The sequence below is a fragment of the Nocardioides sp. genome (assembly GCF_036493135.1).
In the GTDB taxonomy this organism is placed as follows: Bacteria; Actinomycetota; Actinomycetes; order Propionibacteriales; family Nocardioidaceae; genus Nocardioides.
Map to the genome: position 1 here is coordinate 1 of NZ_DASXQG010000003.1, position 15,971 is coordinate 15,971.

Annotated in this window: 12 protein-coding genes, 2 tRNA genes and 4 pseudogenes; 6 read left to right on the top strand and 12 right to left on the bottom strand. The window is 69.6% G+C overall.

Annotated elements, in window-relative coordinates; all coding sequences use genetic code 11:
- Positions 1-461, bottom strand: a 461-nt coding sequence (locus tag VGJ24_RS00490; protein WP_331498469.1) for a Glu/Leu/Phe/Val dehydrogenase dimerization domain-containing protein, incomplete at its 3' end; no start/stop codon positions are given.
- 164 nt (positions 462-625) lie between these two features.
- Positions 626-1,588, bottom strand: a complete 963-nt coding sequence (locus VGJ24_RS00495) for a serine/threonine-protein kinase (RefSeq protein WP_331498470.1) — start codon at positions 1,586-1,588, stop codon at positions 626-628.
- Positions 1,589-1,632: 44 nt separating this feature from the next.
- Between VGJ24_RS00495 and VGJ24_RS00500 the strand changes: the two genes are divergently transcribed.
- Complete coding sequence (locus VGJ24_RS00500; protein ID WP_331498471.1) at positions 1,633-2,187, top strand: RNA polymerase sigma factor; 555 nt, start codon at positions 1,633-1,635, stop codon at positions 2,185-2,187.
- A gap of 34 nt (positions 2,188-2,221) precedes the next feature.
- Here the strand turns inward: VGJ24_RS00500 and VGJ24_RS00505 are convergent, their stop codons facing one another.
- From VGJ24_RS00505 to VGJ24_RS00520, 4 genes are all read right to left on the bottom strand, one after another.
- Entirely contained in the window at positions 2,222-4,678 is a 2,457-nt protein-coding gene (locus VGJ24_RS00505) for an SCO7613 C-terminal domain-containing membrane protein (protein WP_414691027.1), read from the bottom strand.
- Positions 4,679-4,772: 94 nt separating this feature from the next.
- Positions 4,773-5,558, bottom strand: coding sequence for a hypothetical protein (locus tag VGJ24_RS00510; RefSeq protein WP_331498473.1), 786 nt, complete (start codon positions 5,556-5,558; stop codon positions 4,773-4,775).
- Positions 5,558-5,983, bottom strand: a complete 426-nt coding sequence (locus VGJ24_RS00515) for a hypothetical protein (RefSeq protein ID WP_331498474.1) — start codon at positions 5,981-5,983, stop codon at positions 5,558-5,560. Before VGJ24_RS00515 ends, VGJ24_RS00510 begins: the two co-directional genes overlap by 1 nt.
- Positions 5,984-6,142: 159 nt before the next feature.
- Positions 6,143-6,219: transfer RNA gene (locus tag VGJ24_RS00520), tRNA-Phe, on the bottom strand.
- Between the two features lie 164 nt (positions 6,220-6,383).
- Between VGJ24_RS00520 and VGJ24_RS00525 the strand changes: the two genes are divergently transcribed.
- The 3 genes from VGJ24_RS00525 (at position 6,384) to VGJ24_RS00535 (ending at position 8,510) form a co-directional block, all read left to right on the top strand.
- A complete protein-coding gene (locus VGJ24_RS00525) occupies positions 6,384-7,991 on the top strand; it encodes a ubiquinol-cytochrome c reductase cytochrome b subunit (RefSeq protein ID WP_331498475.1) in 1,608 nt (535 codons plus the stop codon).
- A 114-nt stretch (positions 7,992-8,105) separates the two neighbouring features.
- Positions 8,106-8,354: a DUF2630 family protein gene (locus VGJ24_RS00530; protein ID WP_331498476.1), complete on the top strand. Its 249-nt coding sequence runs from the start codon at positions 8,106-8,108 to the stop codon at positions 8,352-8,354.
- A gap of 83 nt (positions 8,355-8,437) precedes the next feature.
- Positions 8,438-8,510 (top strand) — tRNA-Glu (locus VGJ24_RS00535).
- A gap of 240 nt (positions 8,511-8,750) precedes the next feature.
- Here the strand turns inward: VGJ24_RS00535 and VGJ24_RS19570 are convergent.
- Together VGJ24_RS19570 and VGJ24_RS19575 are read right to left on the bottom strand one after the other, a co-directional pair.
- Positions 8,751-8,918 (bottom strand): annotated as a pseudogene (locus VGJ24_RS19570) (tyrosine-type recombinase/integrase); the annotation flags it as partial.
- A 502-nt stretch (positions 8,919-9,420) separates the two neighbouring features.
- A pseudogene (locus VGJ24_RS19575) lies at positions 9,421-9,732 on the bottom strand (hypothetical protein); the annotation flags it as partial.
- A gap of 445 nt (positions 9,733-10,177) precedes the next feature.
- On the opposite strand from VGJ24_RS19575, the gene VGJ24_RS00545 reads away from it, so the two are divergent.
- Positions 10,178-10,378: a helix-turn-helix transcriptional regulator gene (locus tag VGJ24_RS00545; protein ID WP_331498478.1), complete on the top strand. Its 201-nt coding sequence runs from the start codon at positions 10,178-10,180 to the stop codon at positions 10,376-10,378.
- Between the two features lie 433 nt (positions 10,379-10,811).
- On the opposite strand, the gene VGJ24_RS00550 is transcribed toward VGJ24_RS00545, so the two are convergent.
- The 3 genes and pseudogenes from VGJ24_RS00550 to mobF form a co-directional block, all read right to left on the bottom strand.
- On the bottom strand, positions 10,812-11,471 hold the full coding sequence (locus tag VGJ24_RS00550; RefSeq protein ID WP_331498481.1) for a hypothetical protein: 660 nt from the start codon (positions 11,469-11,471) through the stop codon (positions 10,812-10,814).
- 81 nt (positions 11,472-11,552) lie between these two features.
- Positions 11,553-11,786, bottom strand: a pseudogene (locus tag VGJ24_RS00555) (AAA family ATPase); the annotation flags it as partial.
- A gap of 34 nt (positions 11,787-11,820) precedes the next feature.
- Positions 11,821-13,434, bottom strand: a pseudogene (gene mobF, locus VGJ24_RS00560) (MobF family relaxase); the annotation flags it as partial.
- Positions 13,435-13,951: 517 nt separating this feature from the next.
- On the opposite strand from mobF, the gene VGJ24_RS00565 reads away from it, so the two are divergent.
- Entirely contained in the window at positions 13,952-14,101 is a 150-nt protein-coding gene (locus tag VGJ24_RS00565; RefSeq protein WP_331498479.1) for a hypothetical protein, read from the top strand.
- Positions 14,102-14,586: 485 nt separating this feature from the next.
- Here VGJ24_RS00565 and VGJ24_RS00570 read toward each other — a convergent pair whose 3' ends face one another.
- Positions 14,587-14,811 (bottom strand): hypothetical protein, encoded by a 225-nt coding sequence (locus VGJ24_RS00570; protein WP_331498480.1) that lies wholly within the window; start codon positions 14,809-14,811, stop codon positions 14,587-14,589.
- Positions 14,812-15,971 lie beyond the last annotated feature (1,160 nt).

A 15,971-nucleotide genomic window follows, 5' to 3' on the forward strand; every position in this document is an offset into this window, starting at 1 on the left:
ACCGAGGAGTCGCCCGCGCCGCCGTGCTCCGGGGAGCGCCCGGTGACGAACCGACACTCCCGGGCCGCGACGTCCATGTCGAGCGGGTAGGTGCCCACATCGCACGCAGTCACGTACCGGCCGCCGAGCGAGGCGACGAACCGGCCGTACGCGCGCAGCAGCGGCTCGGTCTTGTCGGTCGCCGGGTCGCCGATGATCACGCCCTTGCCGCCGCCGTGGTCGAGACCTGCCAGGGCGTTCTTGTACGCCATCCCGCGCGAGAGCGCCAACGCGTCGGCCACGGCGTCGGCGACGGTTGGATAGGGGTAGAAGCGGGTGCCGCCCAGGGCCGGCCCGAGGGCCGTGGAGTGGATGGCGATGATCGCCTTGAGCCCGGTCGCGGGGTCGTTGCAGAACACGACCTGCTCGTGCTCGATGCCGAGCTCGAAGACGTCGACACCGTCGGCGGGGCTGCTGGTCATCGGTCCAGGTACGGAGGGGTCGGCAGACAAAGGATGCCTCTTTCGGTCGCGCCACGCGGGTGGATGGCGTAGGTCGGGCCACGAAGGGTGGTGTGACCCCTCCTCGCAAAGATAGTGCGGCAACGGCAGGGTCCGAGAATCGGGTGTACGGCGGTCGCGGCTCGTCAGCGCAGTTGCTGGGTGACTACCAGCGCCCCGACGAAGCACGCCACGAACACCGCCGCGCAGATCAGCCCGATGAGCACTCGCGACCCCGCCGGCTCCTCGTCGCGGGTCGTCCGACGCCACTGGCCCGGCGGGCTGACCAGCAGCGTGTGGGCGCTGTTCGGTGCCGTGGCCTGGACGGCGTCGACGAACGACCGCACATCGGGCCATCGCTCCTCCCGGTCGGGTGCAAGACCACGCAGGATCACGTCGTCCAGCTCGCCCGGCAGGTCGGCCAGCTCCGACGGAGGGGTCGGAAGCCGGAGGTCGGCCAGGTCGGCGATCGTGCCGTGGTGCGCCACCTCTCCGGTCAGCAGCTGGTAGGAGACCGCGGCCAGCGCGAACACGTCGGCGCGCTCGTCGACGCCACCGCCGGTCGCCTGCTCGGGCGCCATGTAGGCCGGCGTCCCGACCACGTGGGTCAGCCCGCTGGCGTGGAGCATCGCCTTGGCGACCCCGAGGTCGGCCACCATCACCCGGGTCCCCGGGCCGTCGGTGCGCAGGAGAAGATTCGCCGGCTTGATGTCGCGGTGGATGGAGCCCTGCGCGTGGAGTACGTTCAGGCCGGCGCCGGCCTGCGAGACCAACGAGACGGTGCGCTCCAGCGAGATCGAGCGCTCACGCTCGAGCAGGTGTGCCACCGTGCCCCGGTCGGCGTACGACATGACGAAGTACGGCGTGCCGTCGACCTCACCCACGTCGTACACCCGGACCACGTAGTCGGAGTCTGCCCGGCGCAGGATCCGCGCCTCCTGGAGGAAGCGGTCGCGGATGTCGAGGCGCTGCGCCCAGTTGTCGGCGAGCGCCTTGACCGCGACGTCGGACTGGAGCTCGTCATCGCGGTAGAGCCAGACCGAGGCGAAACCGCCGACCCCGAGTCGCTCCACCTGCGTCAGGCGTCCGAGTCGAACAGGCAGAGACACGCTCGGTAGTGTGCCTGATCAGCCAGACGACTCGGAGGGCACACGTGACCGACGCGCAGGACAGCCCCGATCTGGAGGGGCTCGCGGCGCAGGCCGCGGCGGGTGACCAGCACGCGCTGCACCAGCTGCTGGTCGAGATCCAGCCGCGGGTACGCCGGATCTGCGGTCGGATGCTGCTCTACCCCGAAGACGCCGAGGAAGCGGCCCAGGACGCGCTGCTGCTGGTCTCGACGCGAATCCAGACCTTCGCCGGTCGCAGTCGGTTCACGACCTGGCTGCACGCGGTGGCGTCGAACAGCGCCCGGTCGACGTACCGCACCCTCAAGCGCCGCTCGGCCGAGCTGCCCACCGACGAGATGCCCACCGCGGCCGACCCGCGCACCACGAGTGTCATCGCCGGCAGCCGTCTGGACTTCCTCGAGGCGCTGGAGATCCTGGGCGTCGATCACCCGGCGCTCGTCGAGCCGCTCCTGCTGCGCGACGTCCAGGAGCTCGAGTACAGCGACATCGCCTACCTGCTCGACATCCCGGTCGGCACGGTGAAGTCGCGCATCCACTCGGCGCGCCAGATCGTGCAACCGCTGCTGGTCCCCCGTTAGGCACCAGCAGCGGTCGTCCGGTCGGGCCGGCGCGTCAGCGCAGCGCGCCGACGTACTGCGAGGCGCGGCGCACGTCGTTCATCCGGCTCTCCCAGGTGATTCCCACGACCAGCAGCCCCGCTCCGGAGAGGCCGATGGACAGCCACGTCGGCACCTGGGCGGCGTACGGCGCGAACTCCCGGAGCACGAGCAGGGTGCCGACGGAGGCGCCGACCACGAGGGGAGCGCTCCAGCGCAGCACGGTTCCCGTGACCGCCAGCACCACGCAGGCGGCACCGAGCAGCAGGGCGCGCAGCGAGTACGGGTCGTCGAGCATCGCGAGCAGCGATGGCACGGTCGCCAGGGTCAGCCCGGGGGCGAGGACGGTCAGCGTCGCCGACCGGTCGTCCCGACGCAGTCGCCACGCTCCGACCGCGACCAGGGTGAGGGCGGAGGGGAGGGTGTACGCCTCGGGCACGTGCACGCCCAGGTCCAGGAGCCGCACCCAGGTCGCGGCCGCGAGCAGGAGCCCACCGGGCCAGGCGAGCCAGCGCCGGCTGGGGTTGATGATCGAGGACGCGGTCACCAACACACCGGCGACGGTGAGGTGGACCGCCAGCGCGACGCTGGTGTCCCGGGCCATGGCGATCGCCGCTGCCGAGGTCACGCTGCCGACGATCGCCGAAGACGTCTCCAGCTCGAGCTGCGGGCGCCAGATGGCCAGGCCGCCGAGCACCACGAGTACCGGAACCGCCCGCAGATCCGCGTGGAGGCCCAGGACGTTGAAGGTGCTCCACACGAGTCCCGCGAAGGCGATCGGGAAGACGAACGCCGCGATCGCGCCGGTCGAGTCGGTGCGCGGCAACAGGTAGCAGGCCATCGCGCAGCCCACGAGGAGTACGCCGGCCGTCATCCGATCGCTGGGCAGGGCCAGCACCGCAGCGGTGGCAACGAGCGCCAGCACGACGATCCGGGCGTCGTCGGCCGTGGACGCAGCCAGGAGCTCGGCTGCCACGAAAGCGGCGACGGCGACGACCAGGACGGTCCCGACGACCACGGCGAGCGGGACATCGTACAGGGAGAGCGTGGCGAGGCCCCCGACCACGGCAGTGCCGGCGAGCGCGATGCCGCACGTCGACCGGCGCACCGGGTCCACAAGACCGGCCACGGCGCAGCCCGTGAGGGCCAGAGTCAGGGCGGTGGGGACGAGCAGCAGCGGGGACCCCTCGGTGACGGAGGAGAGCACGTGCACGCCGAACGGGCGGCTGAACGGATCGCCGACGCTCAGGACTCGGACGGCCTCGGCGGCCAGGCGCGCGGCGTACACAGCGGGCACGATCAAGACGCCGCCCAGCGGCAGCAGGGCCGGCGCGCGGAGCGTCCGAGGGCCTGCGGCGACGACGACTACCCAGACCAGGGAGACCCCGAGCAGGACGGCGACCATCCCGGTGGGGGCGTTGTCCAGGACGGGGAGCACCACCGCGTAGCTGCCGACCAGGCCGGCAACGGCGTACCCGCCGCGGGTGATGCTGCGGTGTGCGCCCGTGACGGGGCCGACCGCCGCGGCGATCAGCGTGGCGGCCAGGAACGGCCAGCCCGCGCCGTCCCCGATGTGGTGAGCGGCGGTGATCGGGTCGCCGGCCCGGTCGACGCCGACCACGAGCAGGAGCAGCCAGATCGGCGCGCTGCAGCCGATCGAGGCGGAGCTCAGGGTGGCACTCGGCAGGAGCGTTCCGACCCGTCCCAGTGCCAACAGGACGACGGGAGCGATCACCAGAGCAACGGGATGCGTCGTGTGCGCCTGCGAGCCGATGGTGGCGACCAGGACGCCCAACGGCGCGATCAGTGCGGGGGCGTGGAGCGGTCGCGCCGCCGAGACCACGAGCATCACCAGGGCTCCGGCGGCGACCACCGAGCCGGTGAGGAGCGTCAGCCGCGCGTCGTCGACCTGACCCAGCCAGTCGGCGTGCCGTGCGCCCACGACGTCCAGGGCGAGCAGCCCGAGCCCGACCACCGACAACGACTCCGCTGCCATCCGGAGGCCGCGTCGGTGCATCACCGCGGACACTCCGAGCGCGCTGCCGGTGAGTGCGACCAGGACGACCGTCCGGCCGCCGACGCCGAGCCAGCTCCACGCCACCGCCAGGAACGTCACCGCGGCGACGAGCAGGCAGAGCGCGCCGAGCGAGAGCAGGATCTTGGGGACGGACGCGCCGGGCAGCCGGGGAGCGTCCGGCACCTGCGCCGGGTGCGGACCGCTCGGGGCCGGGTAGGGCGCGACGCCGTCGAGCCTCGAGCCGGTCACGGCCGTCGCAGCACCCACCAGCGCCGCCGCGGGACGCCTCTGGGCACGGAGCACGCCCAGCAGCCGGTCGGCCTCCTGGAACGTCCGCAACAGAGAGACCGCGGTCTCGCCGGTGAGCGGGAGAGAGCAGACCCGGCAGACCTGAGGGTCCTGCGGGAGCACGGCCCGGCAGTCGGGGCAGCGGGTGGGATCGGCGTACGTCGTCATGAGCACGAGTGCCTCATGTCCTGGGTATGCGTACCCAGGGTCGCGCGACTCAGACGCCCTGAGTACGCGGGCTCATCTTCGTCGGCCGCCCCGCTCAGTTGAGCGTCATCCGCGGCTCACCGTCGAGCAGCCCGCTGCCGGTGTTCGCGCAGATCCCGCCGCGGGGCGTCCCGCCGTTCCACGCCCGCCGGACGCAGCTCCGGATCGCCAGCTGGCCCCAGTAGTTGGGGTGCAGGGACTCCTGGACGTAGTAGTCGGAGCCCGCCGTCGAGACCGTGCGGATCTGGTCGATCCACTCGCTGCCGTCGACCGCGTCGGGTGCCTGCCAGCTGCTGTAGCGGTTCTCGACGAGGTCGTCGGTGGTCTCGCAGAGGCGGTGGCCGGTGAACGCGCTGGCCACGTCGAGCGTCTTCACGTTGGTCAGGCCGGAGTCGCTCGCCGCCCCGAAGACGGCCCCGTTGATCGTGGGCAGCGCCGTGGTGTTGGCCCAGTCGGCGTCGTCGTTCCAGAACCCGCAGCCGCCGGTGCTCTGCCGGGTGAAGCCCGACTCGGAGTAGCGGAAGCCGGAGCCGCCCGGGATCGGCGACTCGTAGTTCTGCACGAGCAGGGTCCACGCGTTGTCGTCGTACCCCGCGTTGCGCATGGCCTGGCGGATGTTCTGGTACGCCGTGGCGATGCGCGCGCGCACGGCGGCGACGTTCGCTGCGGTGAAGTCGGCGGTCACCGAGCTGTCGTCGTTGCAGTAGTTCTTCCACCACGTCGGCGAGGTGAGGAAGTCCTCGACGCAGGACTGCACGATCGAGGCGAAGTCGAAGTCGTTGCCGCCGATGGCGACGATGACCATCTTCACATTGTGGGCGGCCGTGAAGTCCTGCAGCATCAGCGCCTGCCCTGCTGACCCGCGTTGTCGAAGAAGTCCAGGCCGGGCTTGAAGTTGTCGCCGTCGGTGTAGGACGTGGTCCGGGCGCCGGAGCAGGCCAGGTTGAGGCCGTTGGCCCCGATGCCGATGAAGATCTCTGCCGACTTGCTGCGGTGGCAGCGGGTGATCTGCTCACCGGTGTTGCCGGCGTTGTCGTAGTACGCCGTCGGGCCGAGCGCGTCGACGTACGACTCGGAGGCGTTGGAGTTGCCGGCCCACCGCCCCGCCTCGCCGGAGATGTAGGAGTCGCCGACCGAGACGACCCACGGTGTCCCGGTGCCGGGACCGTCGGCGCGGGCCGCCGGTCCGACGCCCACCAGGGTGAGGACGGCGGCGGCGAGGGTGAGCGCGTAGAGGATGAGGGCGCGGCGGTGGCTGAGACGCACGATGACTCCCGAGTGACCTGGCGATGCCGTCATGGACGGCCTTCGCACGCTAGCGACGTCTGCAGACGCGGCGTAAGGCACAGGTTCCTGCAACGCAGGATCCTGCAAGTCCGTGGGAGGGGCCCGCTGCGGGCCGGGATCGGCTGCGAGCGGGCGCGGTGGTGGCCAGGGGCGGGGTCGAACCGCCGACCTTCCGATTTTCAGTCGGACGCTCGTACCAACTGAGCTACCTGGCCGGGTGCACCCCGCGGGGCGAAGCGCGTGCACACGATACCGGAGCAGATGCGTCGGCCCGAAAACGGGCCGGAGCCCTGAGGCGGGTCATTCCAGGGATGTCACAAATGGCGGGGCTGCGGTGTCTAGAGGGGTGACGACACGTCCGTGAGGAGGCGTTTCCCTGATGGCTGCCAGGACCTCGGCGGTCTCGGCCTGGGTCGACGATCGCACCAACCTGTCTCTCCTGGGACGGAAGTACCTGCGCAAGGTGTTCCCGGACCACTGGTCGTTCCTGCTCGGAGAGATCGCGCTCTGGTCGTTCGTCGTGCTGCTGGTGACCGGAGTGTTCCTGACCTTCTGGTTCACGCCGAGCATGTCGGAGTCGACGTACGAGGGGTCCTACAGCCAGCTGCGTGGTGTGCCGATGTCGGACGCCTACGCGTCGACCCTGCACATCAGCTTCGACGTGCGCGGTGGGCCGCTCGTGCGGCAGATGCACCACTGGGCGGCGATGATGTTCATCGCCGCGATGTTGGTGCACATGATGCGGATCTTCGTCAGCGGAGCATTCCGCAAGCCCCGCGAGGTCACCTGGATGGTCGGCGCCACCATGCTGCTGCTGGGGGTCCTCGAGGGCTTTGTCGGCTACTCGCTCCCTGACGATCTGCTCTCGGGTACCGGGCTGCGCATCGCCGACGGGCTGATCAAGGCCACGCCGGTCATCGGGACGTATCTGTCGTTCTTCCTGTTCGGTGGCGAGTTCCCCGGCGAGGCGATCATCCAGCGGCTGTACATCGTGCACGTGTTGCTCATCCCGGGGATCCTGCTCGCGCTGGTCGCCACGCACCTGTTGCTGATCGTCTATCACAAGCACACCCAGTGGGCCGGTCCCGGACGGACCGAGCAGAACGTCGTGGGCTATCCGTTCCTGCCGGTGTACATCTCGAAGGCAACCGGCTTCTTCTTCATGGTCTTCGGCGTGGTCGCCGCGATGGGGGCGCTGCTCTCGATCAACCCGGTGTGGAAGTACGGCCCGTACGACCCGTCGAAGGTGACGGCGGGTTCGCAGCCCGACTGGTACATGGGCATCGCCGAGGGCCTGCTGCGGATCATGCCGAACTGGGAGACGCACGTCTGGGGGCACACGATCTCCTGGAACGTGATGCTTCCGGCCCAGGTGTTCGCCTTCGTGCCGTTCGTGGCCATCGTCGGGTGGCCGTTCCTCGAAGCCTGGGTGACCGGCGACCGGCGCGAGCACCACGTGCTCCAGCGACCCCGGGACGCGCCGACACGCACGGCGTTCCTGGCCGCGATCGTGACCGTCTACGGACTGCTCTGGGCCGCGGGCGGCAACGACATCCTGGCCACGCGGTTCCACTGGAGCCTGAACTCGGTCACGTACTTCATGCGGGCGGCGGTGTTCGTGCTGCCGGCGCTGGTGTTCTACGTCGCGCGTCGCTGGTGCATCGGACTTCAGCGGGCCGATCGGGACCGGCTTCTGCATGGCTCCGAGACGGGCGTGATCACGCGCGGCTCGGAGGGTGGGTACTCGGAGCGGCACCGGCCGCTGACCAACGCACGCGCCTATGCGCTGACCGCACGCGACCGCGACCGGGTCGAGGAGGAAGGACCGGACCGCGACGAGAACGGCGTGCCCGCGCGCGGCGTACGGGGGCGGCGGGCGCGGTTGCGGCTGTCCCGCGCGATGTTCGCCGACAACGTGCAGAAACCGACGGCCGAGGAGCTGACCGAGGCGTCGTCCGAGCACGCTGAGATCACGGCGCGTCGGTGACCGGCCGGGATGATCGGCTCGACCGGCTGCTCCACGTTGCTCGCCTTGCTCGGAACGGGTCCAGCCCGGACGCTGGCCGGGCGCAACCTCGGATGAACGGACTACCGTGTGCGCATGGCCGAGGACGTGGACATCCGTCAGCGCATCAGCGAGCTGGTGAGCACCGAGCACTCATTGCGCCAGCAGCTCGCCGCGGGGGAGATCTCGACCGAGGAGGAGCACGAACGGCTTCGCCGCGTCGAGACCGAGCTCGACCAGTACTGGGACCTCCTGCGGCAGCGGCAGGCGCTCCGCGACTCCGGCGGCGACCCGAGCCGCGCGGCACCGCGCTCGGAGGGCACGGTGGAGGGGTACCTCGGCTGACGTCCCCGCGTCGACGTCGAGTCGGTGGCCGTCGCAGGCTCCCCGTATGCTGTGCGCGCCCGGAGTCCCCGGGTGAACGGCCGGCCCCCATCGTCTAGCGGCCTAGGACGTCGCCCTTTCACGGCGGTAGCACGGGTTCGAATCCCGTTGGGGGTACGAGGTCGAAAAAGGGTCCTGACCAGCGGAAACGCTGATCGGGACCTCTTGGCTATTTCGGCCCGAGCTGGGCTGGGGCAACACTGGGGCAACAGCTGGAACGGCGTGGAGTGTTGCCCGGCGTTGCCGTGCGGCCGTGCGCGCAGCGTCCATGGCGTCGCCTACCTCGTCGAGGCGGTCCTCGAAGAGGTGGCCGTAGGTGTCCAGGGTCATGGTGGCCGAGGCGTGTCCGAGCATCTGCTGCACCACCTTGACATCGGCGCCGGAGGCGATGGCGAGGCTGGCAGCGGTGTGCCGGAGCTGGTGGGGGTGCAGCCCGGGCATGCCGATGGCCCGGGCGGCGTCGTCGAAGGCCTTCCTGAACGTCGTGACGCGCAGCGGAGAACCGCGTCGAATCCCCGGGAACACGAGGTCGTCGGGCCCGCTTGCCAGCGACGTGAGTGCGCAGCTCGGCTACGAGGAATGGAGGCAGGGGGAACTCACGGCGTTGATGGGTCTTGGGAGTGCCCCACACCAGGCCATGTCCCTGCACCGGTGTGACGGAGGCGACGATCGCGGCCCGGTGCCGGTCCAGGTCGATCCGGTTGATACGAAGGGCGGCCATCTCGCCGAACCGGACACCGGTGTAGGCGAGGAACAGAACGACGAGACGGTGGGTCTCGTTGGCCCGGGTGTCGTAGCTCGCGTGCTTGCTCGGCTCACCCGGGTAGCCGCAGGACTGTGCGAGGTCGTCGACCCGGTCGTGGATCAGGTAGCGGTGCTCGTGCCTGCCGACTCGGGGTAGGTTGACGCCGCTGGCCACGTTGCGGGCCAGCCTCCCATCTTTGACCGCCATGTCGAGGACGAGGCTCAGCACCCGGTGGATCTTCACAACACTGGCCGGGGACTGGTGCTTGGACAAGGACGTGACCCAGGCCTGGACATCGGCGTGAGAAACCGCGCCGAGCCTGACCAGGCCCCACTTCGGGCGAATGTGCTTGCGGACGATCCCGTCGTACCTCTGATGGGTAGAGGGCTTGAGATGGGCTTGGCCGGCCAGCCAGCGGTCGGCCCATGCGCCCAATGGTGACCTTCGCCAACTGTGGGTCGACGTATGGGCCGGTGAGCTTCGCGCTCTCCACGGTCGCCAGAAACCGCTCGGCGTCGATCTTGCGAGCGAAGGTCTTGTTGCGCTGTGCACCGGCAGGGGTCCGGTAGTGCGCACGCCACGCCTTCTGGCCATTGCGGACGCGCTTCCCGATGCTGGGCATGACTCATCCTCCTTCTACGCGCCGACAGAGTCGACGGTCAGTCGTGGTGCTGGGGGCGGTTGGTCTGTTCGGTGAGCCAGAGGACGAGGTCGGCTTCCAGTAGCGGACCTGGCGGCCGATTTTGAAGCTGCGGGGTCCGGAGCCGAGGTGGCGCCAGTAGCGCAGGGTGCCTTCGGGGGTCCGGAGGAAGGTGCAGGCTTCTTGGAGGGTGAGCATCTCCTCGCCCGGGTTCCTGGCGGGACTGCGGTGCTCGTGGGGGTCGATCGGCGATGCGGTAATGGGTAGTGCTCCTCGATGGTTGCGACCCGGCATGGGCCGTGGGCCGGTGTTTCCGGCCTCACCGGTGAGGTGTGCATGGCCTCCCAATCGATGATCGGCGATCATTGACGGGTGGAACCGAACCCGATGAGGAGGCCGGTGACGGTGATCGAGTCCGCCCGGAGGGCGGCGGGCCTGTCGCAGCGCCGGCTGGCCGAGATCGCTCGGACGCAGCAGTCGTCGGTCTCGGAGTACGAGTCGCGGCGGAAGTCGCCGACGTTGGAGGTGGTCGAGCGGCTGCTGGACGCCGCGGATGCGGAGCTCGCGGTGAAGCCGATGGTCTTTTGGGGAGTTCATTGAGGACCCGGAGCTCGGCAGGTTCGGCGTGCCTGACCGGCTGTGGTCAGTCCCTATCCCCGAGTGCTTCGCGCGCGTACAGGCGTGGAAGTACGTCTTCCCCGCCGAGGTCTACGCGAGTTGGTCTGAGGAGATCCGGACCTGGGACCTTTCGAACGAGACCGAACGGGTCGACTTCTACGAGCTGCTCCTGCAACACGGTGCGGCGCCAATGGTGGAGGGCTCGGTCGACGGGGTCCTGCTGATCCAAGCGTGGCCCCGGATGAACCTTCCCGAGGCGATCCGGACGAGATGGCAGCCGCTGATCGACGCAGCTACTGCTCCGCAGAACCCACCGCCTCACGACCCCGGCGGTTTCAACGCCTGGATGGCGAGGGAGATCGGAGTTCCGTGGCCGCTGACGAAGGGGTGGCGGCAGCAGTGGAGGCGGCCTTGGCTAGAGGCTCGGGCCACGCGATTGCATGGACGGTGCTGGTGGCCGCGAAGGAGCCGGACGGCGTCGCACATGAGGCCCGTACCGGTCGATGCCGTCGAGTGCCTGTCGTCGTGCGTGTGCGGGTCCGAGGTCGGCGCGGTCGCGACCGAACACGTCGATCCACTGTCTCTTGGCGTCCTGCAGGGTGTCGGCGACTAGGTGGGCGGTGTTGACGTCGCGGCCGCGGGTCATCGCGACGTACGCCGACGCAGCCCCGGTGTGCTCACCGATGCGGACGTGGGCCGATTCGACGGTCTCGCCCTGGGCGCCGTGGACCGTGGTGGCGTAGGCGAGCTCGACGAACTGCGTGGCGTAGTCGACCGGGATCTCTGGGTCCCGCCCATATCGATGGGGGTCGTGCAGGCGGAGGCTCCCGTCGACGCCGATACTGGTGACGGTCCAGGTCTGGCGGTTCGCGACTTGCAGGTCGGGGTCGTTGTGTCGGGTCGCGACCCGATCCCCCGGCCCGATCCGCTCACCCCTCGCAGTGGCGACCGTCCGACCGTGTTCGGCGCGACCAGCTGCTCTGTGATCCCGGATCTCAGCGTTCAGGTTCGCGACCTGCTCACGGGTATCGGCAATGACCAGATCGCCGCCGGCGCCGGCCTCGGCCAGCGCCACTGTGCGTTCGACCTCGGAAGCGTGGACCACGATCTGGCCCCGGCGGGCCAGCGCGTCGAAGACCGAGCCCGGTGCGTCGCCTTTGCGCATCCGCAGACTCAACGAGGCGTAGTCGGGGTCGGTGAACCGGTGCACCTTCTCCAAGGTGACCACGGCGGTCGGGTGCGCCCACGCCACTGCATGGTCCAGGACACCTCCTCGGCCGACGGCCGGGAGCTGGTGCCGGTCCCCGACAAGCGCAACGCGTGCGCCGGTCTCGTCGGCGATCGTCAGGAGGGCTCGGGCGGTTGTCCTGGTCGAGCATCCCGGCCTCATCGACGAGCAGCAAGTCACCGCCCCGGAGCCGGGCGCCTGGACCGGGGGCCGAGCTCGGTTGGCGGGTCCAGTGGCCGTCGTCGTCCCAGCGCCACCCGTGCTGGTGGACCAGCCAGGCAGCCGAGTGGCCGTCGGCGCCGGTCTCGTTAGCGGCGACCTCGGCGGCCTTCAACGTCGGAGTCACCACCATCAGCCGATGCCCCTGCCGTGCCAGCAGCTCTTGGACCGAGCGCCGGGCCGTGGTCTTCCCGGCACCCGCGGCACCTTCGACCACCACGAAGCGCCCTTCGCCGGCCAGGACCCCGACCACTGCTGCTCGGGTCGGGTCGATCCGGACCAGGCCGCGCCCGCCGATGCGGGCGTTGCGGGCTGGTTGAGCTGCGGGTCGTGCAATCCGAATGATGATGTCGGCCTCGACCTCGAGGACCTGTGGCGAGCTGAGCGAGCGGACGTGCTCGGGCACATCGCGCCGGTTCAGCAGTGGGATGCACCGGTCGGCGGCGCGGGCGGTGATGTCTTCGGCGAGCTCGATGCGGACCGGGGTGTCTGCGACCAGGCAGGTCTGGGCGACGAGAACCTCGGCCGTCCCATGGATGGCGGCGCTGTTCCAGGCCGACCTCTTCGCCCCGAGAATGGAGACGACCAGCTCGGCGGCGGCTTCGCGGTCGATCCACCCCGGCCGCGTCCCCGCCAGCGCCACGGGTCCGGGAGGGTCGCCGTAGCCGAGCTCGCGCAGCTCGTCGTTCCAGCGGGCAACGAGCTCCCGGCCGTCGATCGGGACAACCTTGTCCGGCCGGGCCTGCGCCCAGGCCCGCCGGTCCCACCCCTCCCGCAGCCGCGGACCGGGCTCCTCGCCGGGGTGCTCGGCCCGCCAGGCGGCCTCGTAGCGGTCGACGTTGCGGCGGATCTGCGCGGTCCGGGCGCTGAAAGCCCCGACGTACGGCGCCAGTTGCTGGATCTCGCCGGTCTCCGGGTCGAGCGTGAACCCGTGCGCCGCGAGCGCAGCTCGGAACCCCGGGTCGGTCGCGACCGCAGCGTGCCCGATCCCGTTGATCGCCTCGATCGAGTCCCGGATCCCGACCGAGTGCAGCCCCCGCCACGCCCCGGCCGCCCACACGCGGGCGTTGATCTGCAGATGGAGGTGCCGGTGCGGGTCCCCCGCGCGGGAGGTGTAGTGCCGGATCACCGCGGCCTCGATCTGCTCGACCGGCACCTGCACCTGCCGCCCACGCGGCCCCACCCGCGTGGTCGCGTGACCAGCGACCCAGCCGACGATCTCGGCCGCGGCCTTGTCCTGGGCGGCGTCCAGTGCGGCCGAAACCTCTGGATGCAGAGCCGCGGCCAGTGACCAGGTCTTGGGTCCGTTGACGACCACCTCGACGAACCGCAGCGCGTTCGCATCATCGCGGACCCGACCCTTCTTCGAACCGGTCTCGACGGTGATCCCGGCGACCCACTGCTCGTAGGTCTCGCCGTTCATCGGACCCACGCGCTGGACCACGTCGGGGGTCGCGGCGAGCCGGGCAGCTACCCCGGTGCCCTCACCGAGGTAGTAGTCGTCGGCCCTTGACCGGTCCCGCTCAACGTACGCCCGGGCGGCCCTCGCTGCGCCGCGGTAGAACTTCACCCCGCCATGCACGCCGACCACCCCGAGTCCTGGTCTCAACGGCGTCCGTCGACAACCAACGGACCCCTAGAAATGCCGCGTGGGCCGCCCGATCCCGGGCGACCCATCTACGTCCTTCGTAGCATGCGTGCCGCGTGGAATAAAGGGGTGTGGGCAGGGGAACGAGGAGGGTGAGGGAGCGGAGTAGTGGAAAGGGTTGGGGGCGGTTGGAGGTGCTGAGGAGCGAGGAAGAGGAGAGTGATGGACGGCGAGAGGAGGGGTGAAGAGGGCGGTGTAAACGACGGGACCACGCCGAACTCACCGGGTCCCGGAACGGCAGCCGCCGAGCTCCGACACGGACCCGACAACCATCACGCGAGCACAATCGTCCACCCGGCGCGGGCACCACGCCGCAGGTCTCCCCGAGCTGGCCGACGAGCCGAGATCCCGTGGCCACGCAATCCCCGGCAGCCAACGACCTCTCAGCCGATGAGCGGTCACTTGAGGAGTGTCGCGTCTAGGCTGCCTCATCCACCGAGAGTTCTTGAAGGACACAGACATGGGCATCGAAGAAATCTTCCGTTGGGCGGAGGAAGAAGCCGACATCGTGCACTACGAAGGCGACGAGCACGAGGATGGAACGACGTTCTGTGAAGGCTGCCATCAGGATTGGCCATGCGACTTCGCTCGTGAGAACGGAGTGGTCTGACGCTGCTCTTAGTCGCCATCGGGCGCTGGGTGCGCGTACTCGCGTCGGCAAAGGGCTACATGGGTGCTCAACTCCGGCGAGGGGGCAACGGTGGTCAGCCGATCGCGTAACCCAACGCGAGATGGTCAGGGTGGTTGCCCCAAGTGAGGTCGAACGACCAACACCCAGCGCAGGAGATGCTCACTAGGCGCCACCGGGTGTACCTCCCGTAGCGACGGTTGAACGCACTAACATGCCGGAGTCCGGTGCAGCCGATGAGAGGGCGAGTCATTCCGCCCAGTTCGACGCAACCCAAGCCAGACAGCGGTACGCCGAAGGGCCAGTAGGCCGCGCGAATCCGGAGCTCTGAGTTGGTCGAACGACGTCGGTTCGAGCCGCACGCGCGAAGGACGGTCCTCGAGGCCATGTCAAAACGTCAGACTTGTACGTGCGTCATCCCGCCGCGAAGCGGCCACGTCCTACCGCAACCGACGCGCGCTCAGGTATCAGAGGATGGCGCCACGCGGCGCCACCTCGAAGGCGGCGATCCCCCTCGCGAAGAGCACGATCAGGCGATCGCCGTGCTGACAGCGAAGCACTCCCTCGCCGTCGGACAGGACGGCGATCACGTGGTCCACCGCCGCATCGATCGAGTCGGCGTCGGGGTCGGTGTAGACGACGTCACTGTGCTCGCCGCCGACGAAGCGCACACGCATAACGATCTCCGGCACAACCTCCACCCCTTCGGACTCATCTCGGCCAGGCTCTGCCCAACCGGGCGAGCCGTCGATACATGAAGAGCTCGTCCCGCAGCCGATACGGCACCGGGTGGCCCGCGGAGGCGAGCCCGTCGACGTAGGCCTCCAATGCGTAGAGCAGCCCGACCTGCGCGAGCGACCCTCCTTGACGTGGTGTCCGGGGCGCCGCTCCTGGGAGACCGTCGCCCGTGCGGTATGCAGCTCCGCCATGAGCCGATCGAGCAGCACGGGCTGAGTGGACTCCATCTCCCACCCACCCTCGCGCCCACTGCCTGTGAGGGGATCTATGACGCCGGGAACGGCGCCCGCGACCCGTCCATCGCAGTGTTGCTCCAACCTACCCCGGGGTGCATCGGGCCGGACGTCAAACGGTCGAAGCGAAGGCGGGTGAGAGCCCTACCCGGTGCCGGAATCCGGTGCTCGATCATGCCGCTGTCCGTGATCGCTCAGCCGATGAGAGGAAACTTCGTCGGCGATGTGTTACGTGACAAACCCACGCGGGTTGCGGCGGTTGCCGATCAGGGGTCTAGTGTTGCTGCGCCCCGAACTTGGCGAGCCCCCGTCCAACGAATCCCCCGAACGTTGGCGGGGGTTTCGTCTGTCTCGACGTTCAGCAGCACTGCCGCTGCTGACCTACGATGCTGTGATCGCGTCTCTGCCCCGGACCCCGCCAGAAGCGCCACGCTCTTTGGCGAGGATCGGGGGCCCTCGACGAAGCACGAGGCCCTCGCGTACGCCGCGGGGGCTTCGTTTTGGTCGCGAGTCCCGCTAGAGCGGCTCGCTTACAACCTGGCGGAAGTACCGCCCGGCTCGTCGTCCAGCAGTTGAGGGAGGCAACACGTTCAAGCCGGGCCGGGAGGGGCCGCCACAAACGGCCTCTCATGGCTCCCTTCTGTGTCAAGACACCTTCGGGAGGGTGGGTTTAGGCTGAGGGTCGACGGGTCCCGGAGTGGCTTGTCCGAAGTGCCGGTGTTGGGGTTGTGAGCCGGTCACGCTGGAGTCAGAGTCGTTGCCCCGTTGCCCTCCCGGACCCGTCACCTGACGCGTTGTGTCGTGTGCTGCGAGGTCGGCGAGCATGGTGCGGTAGACGATGTCGGACAGGCGTCGTTTGAGACATCTCATCGCTTCCATCG

Coding starts and splice junctions, on each gene's coding strand:
- VGJ24_RS00505 (WP_414691027.1), bottom strand. CDS start 4,678: ATGACGACGTACGCCGATCCCACCCGCTGCCCCGACTGCCGGGCCGTG.
- VGJ24_RS00510 (WP_331498473.1), bottom strand. CDS start 5,558: ATGCTGCAGGACTTCACGGCCGCCCACAATGTGAAGATGGTCATCGTC.
- VGJ24_RS00525 (WP_331498475.1), top strand. CDS start 6,384: ATGGCTGCCAGGACCTCGGCGGTCTCGGCCTGGGTCGACGATCGCACC.
- VGJ24_RS00530 (WP_331498476.1), top strand. CDS start 8,106: ATGGCCGAGGACGTGGACATCCGTCAGCGCATCAGCGAGCTGGTGAGC.
- VGJ24_RS00565 (WP_331498479.1), top strand. CDS start 13,952: ATGGGCATCGAAGAAATCTTCCGTTGGGCGGAGGAAGAAGCCGACATC.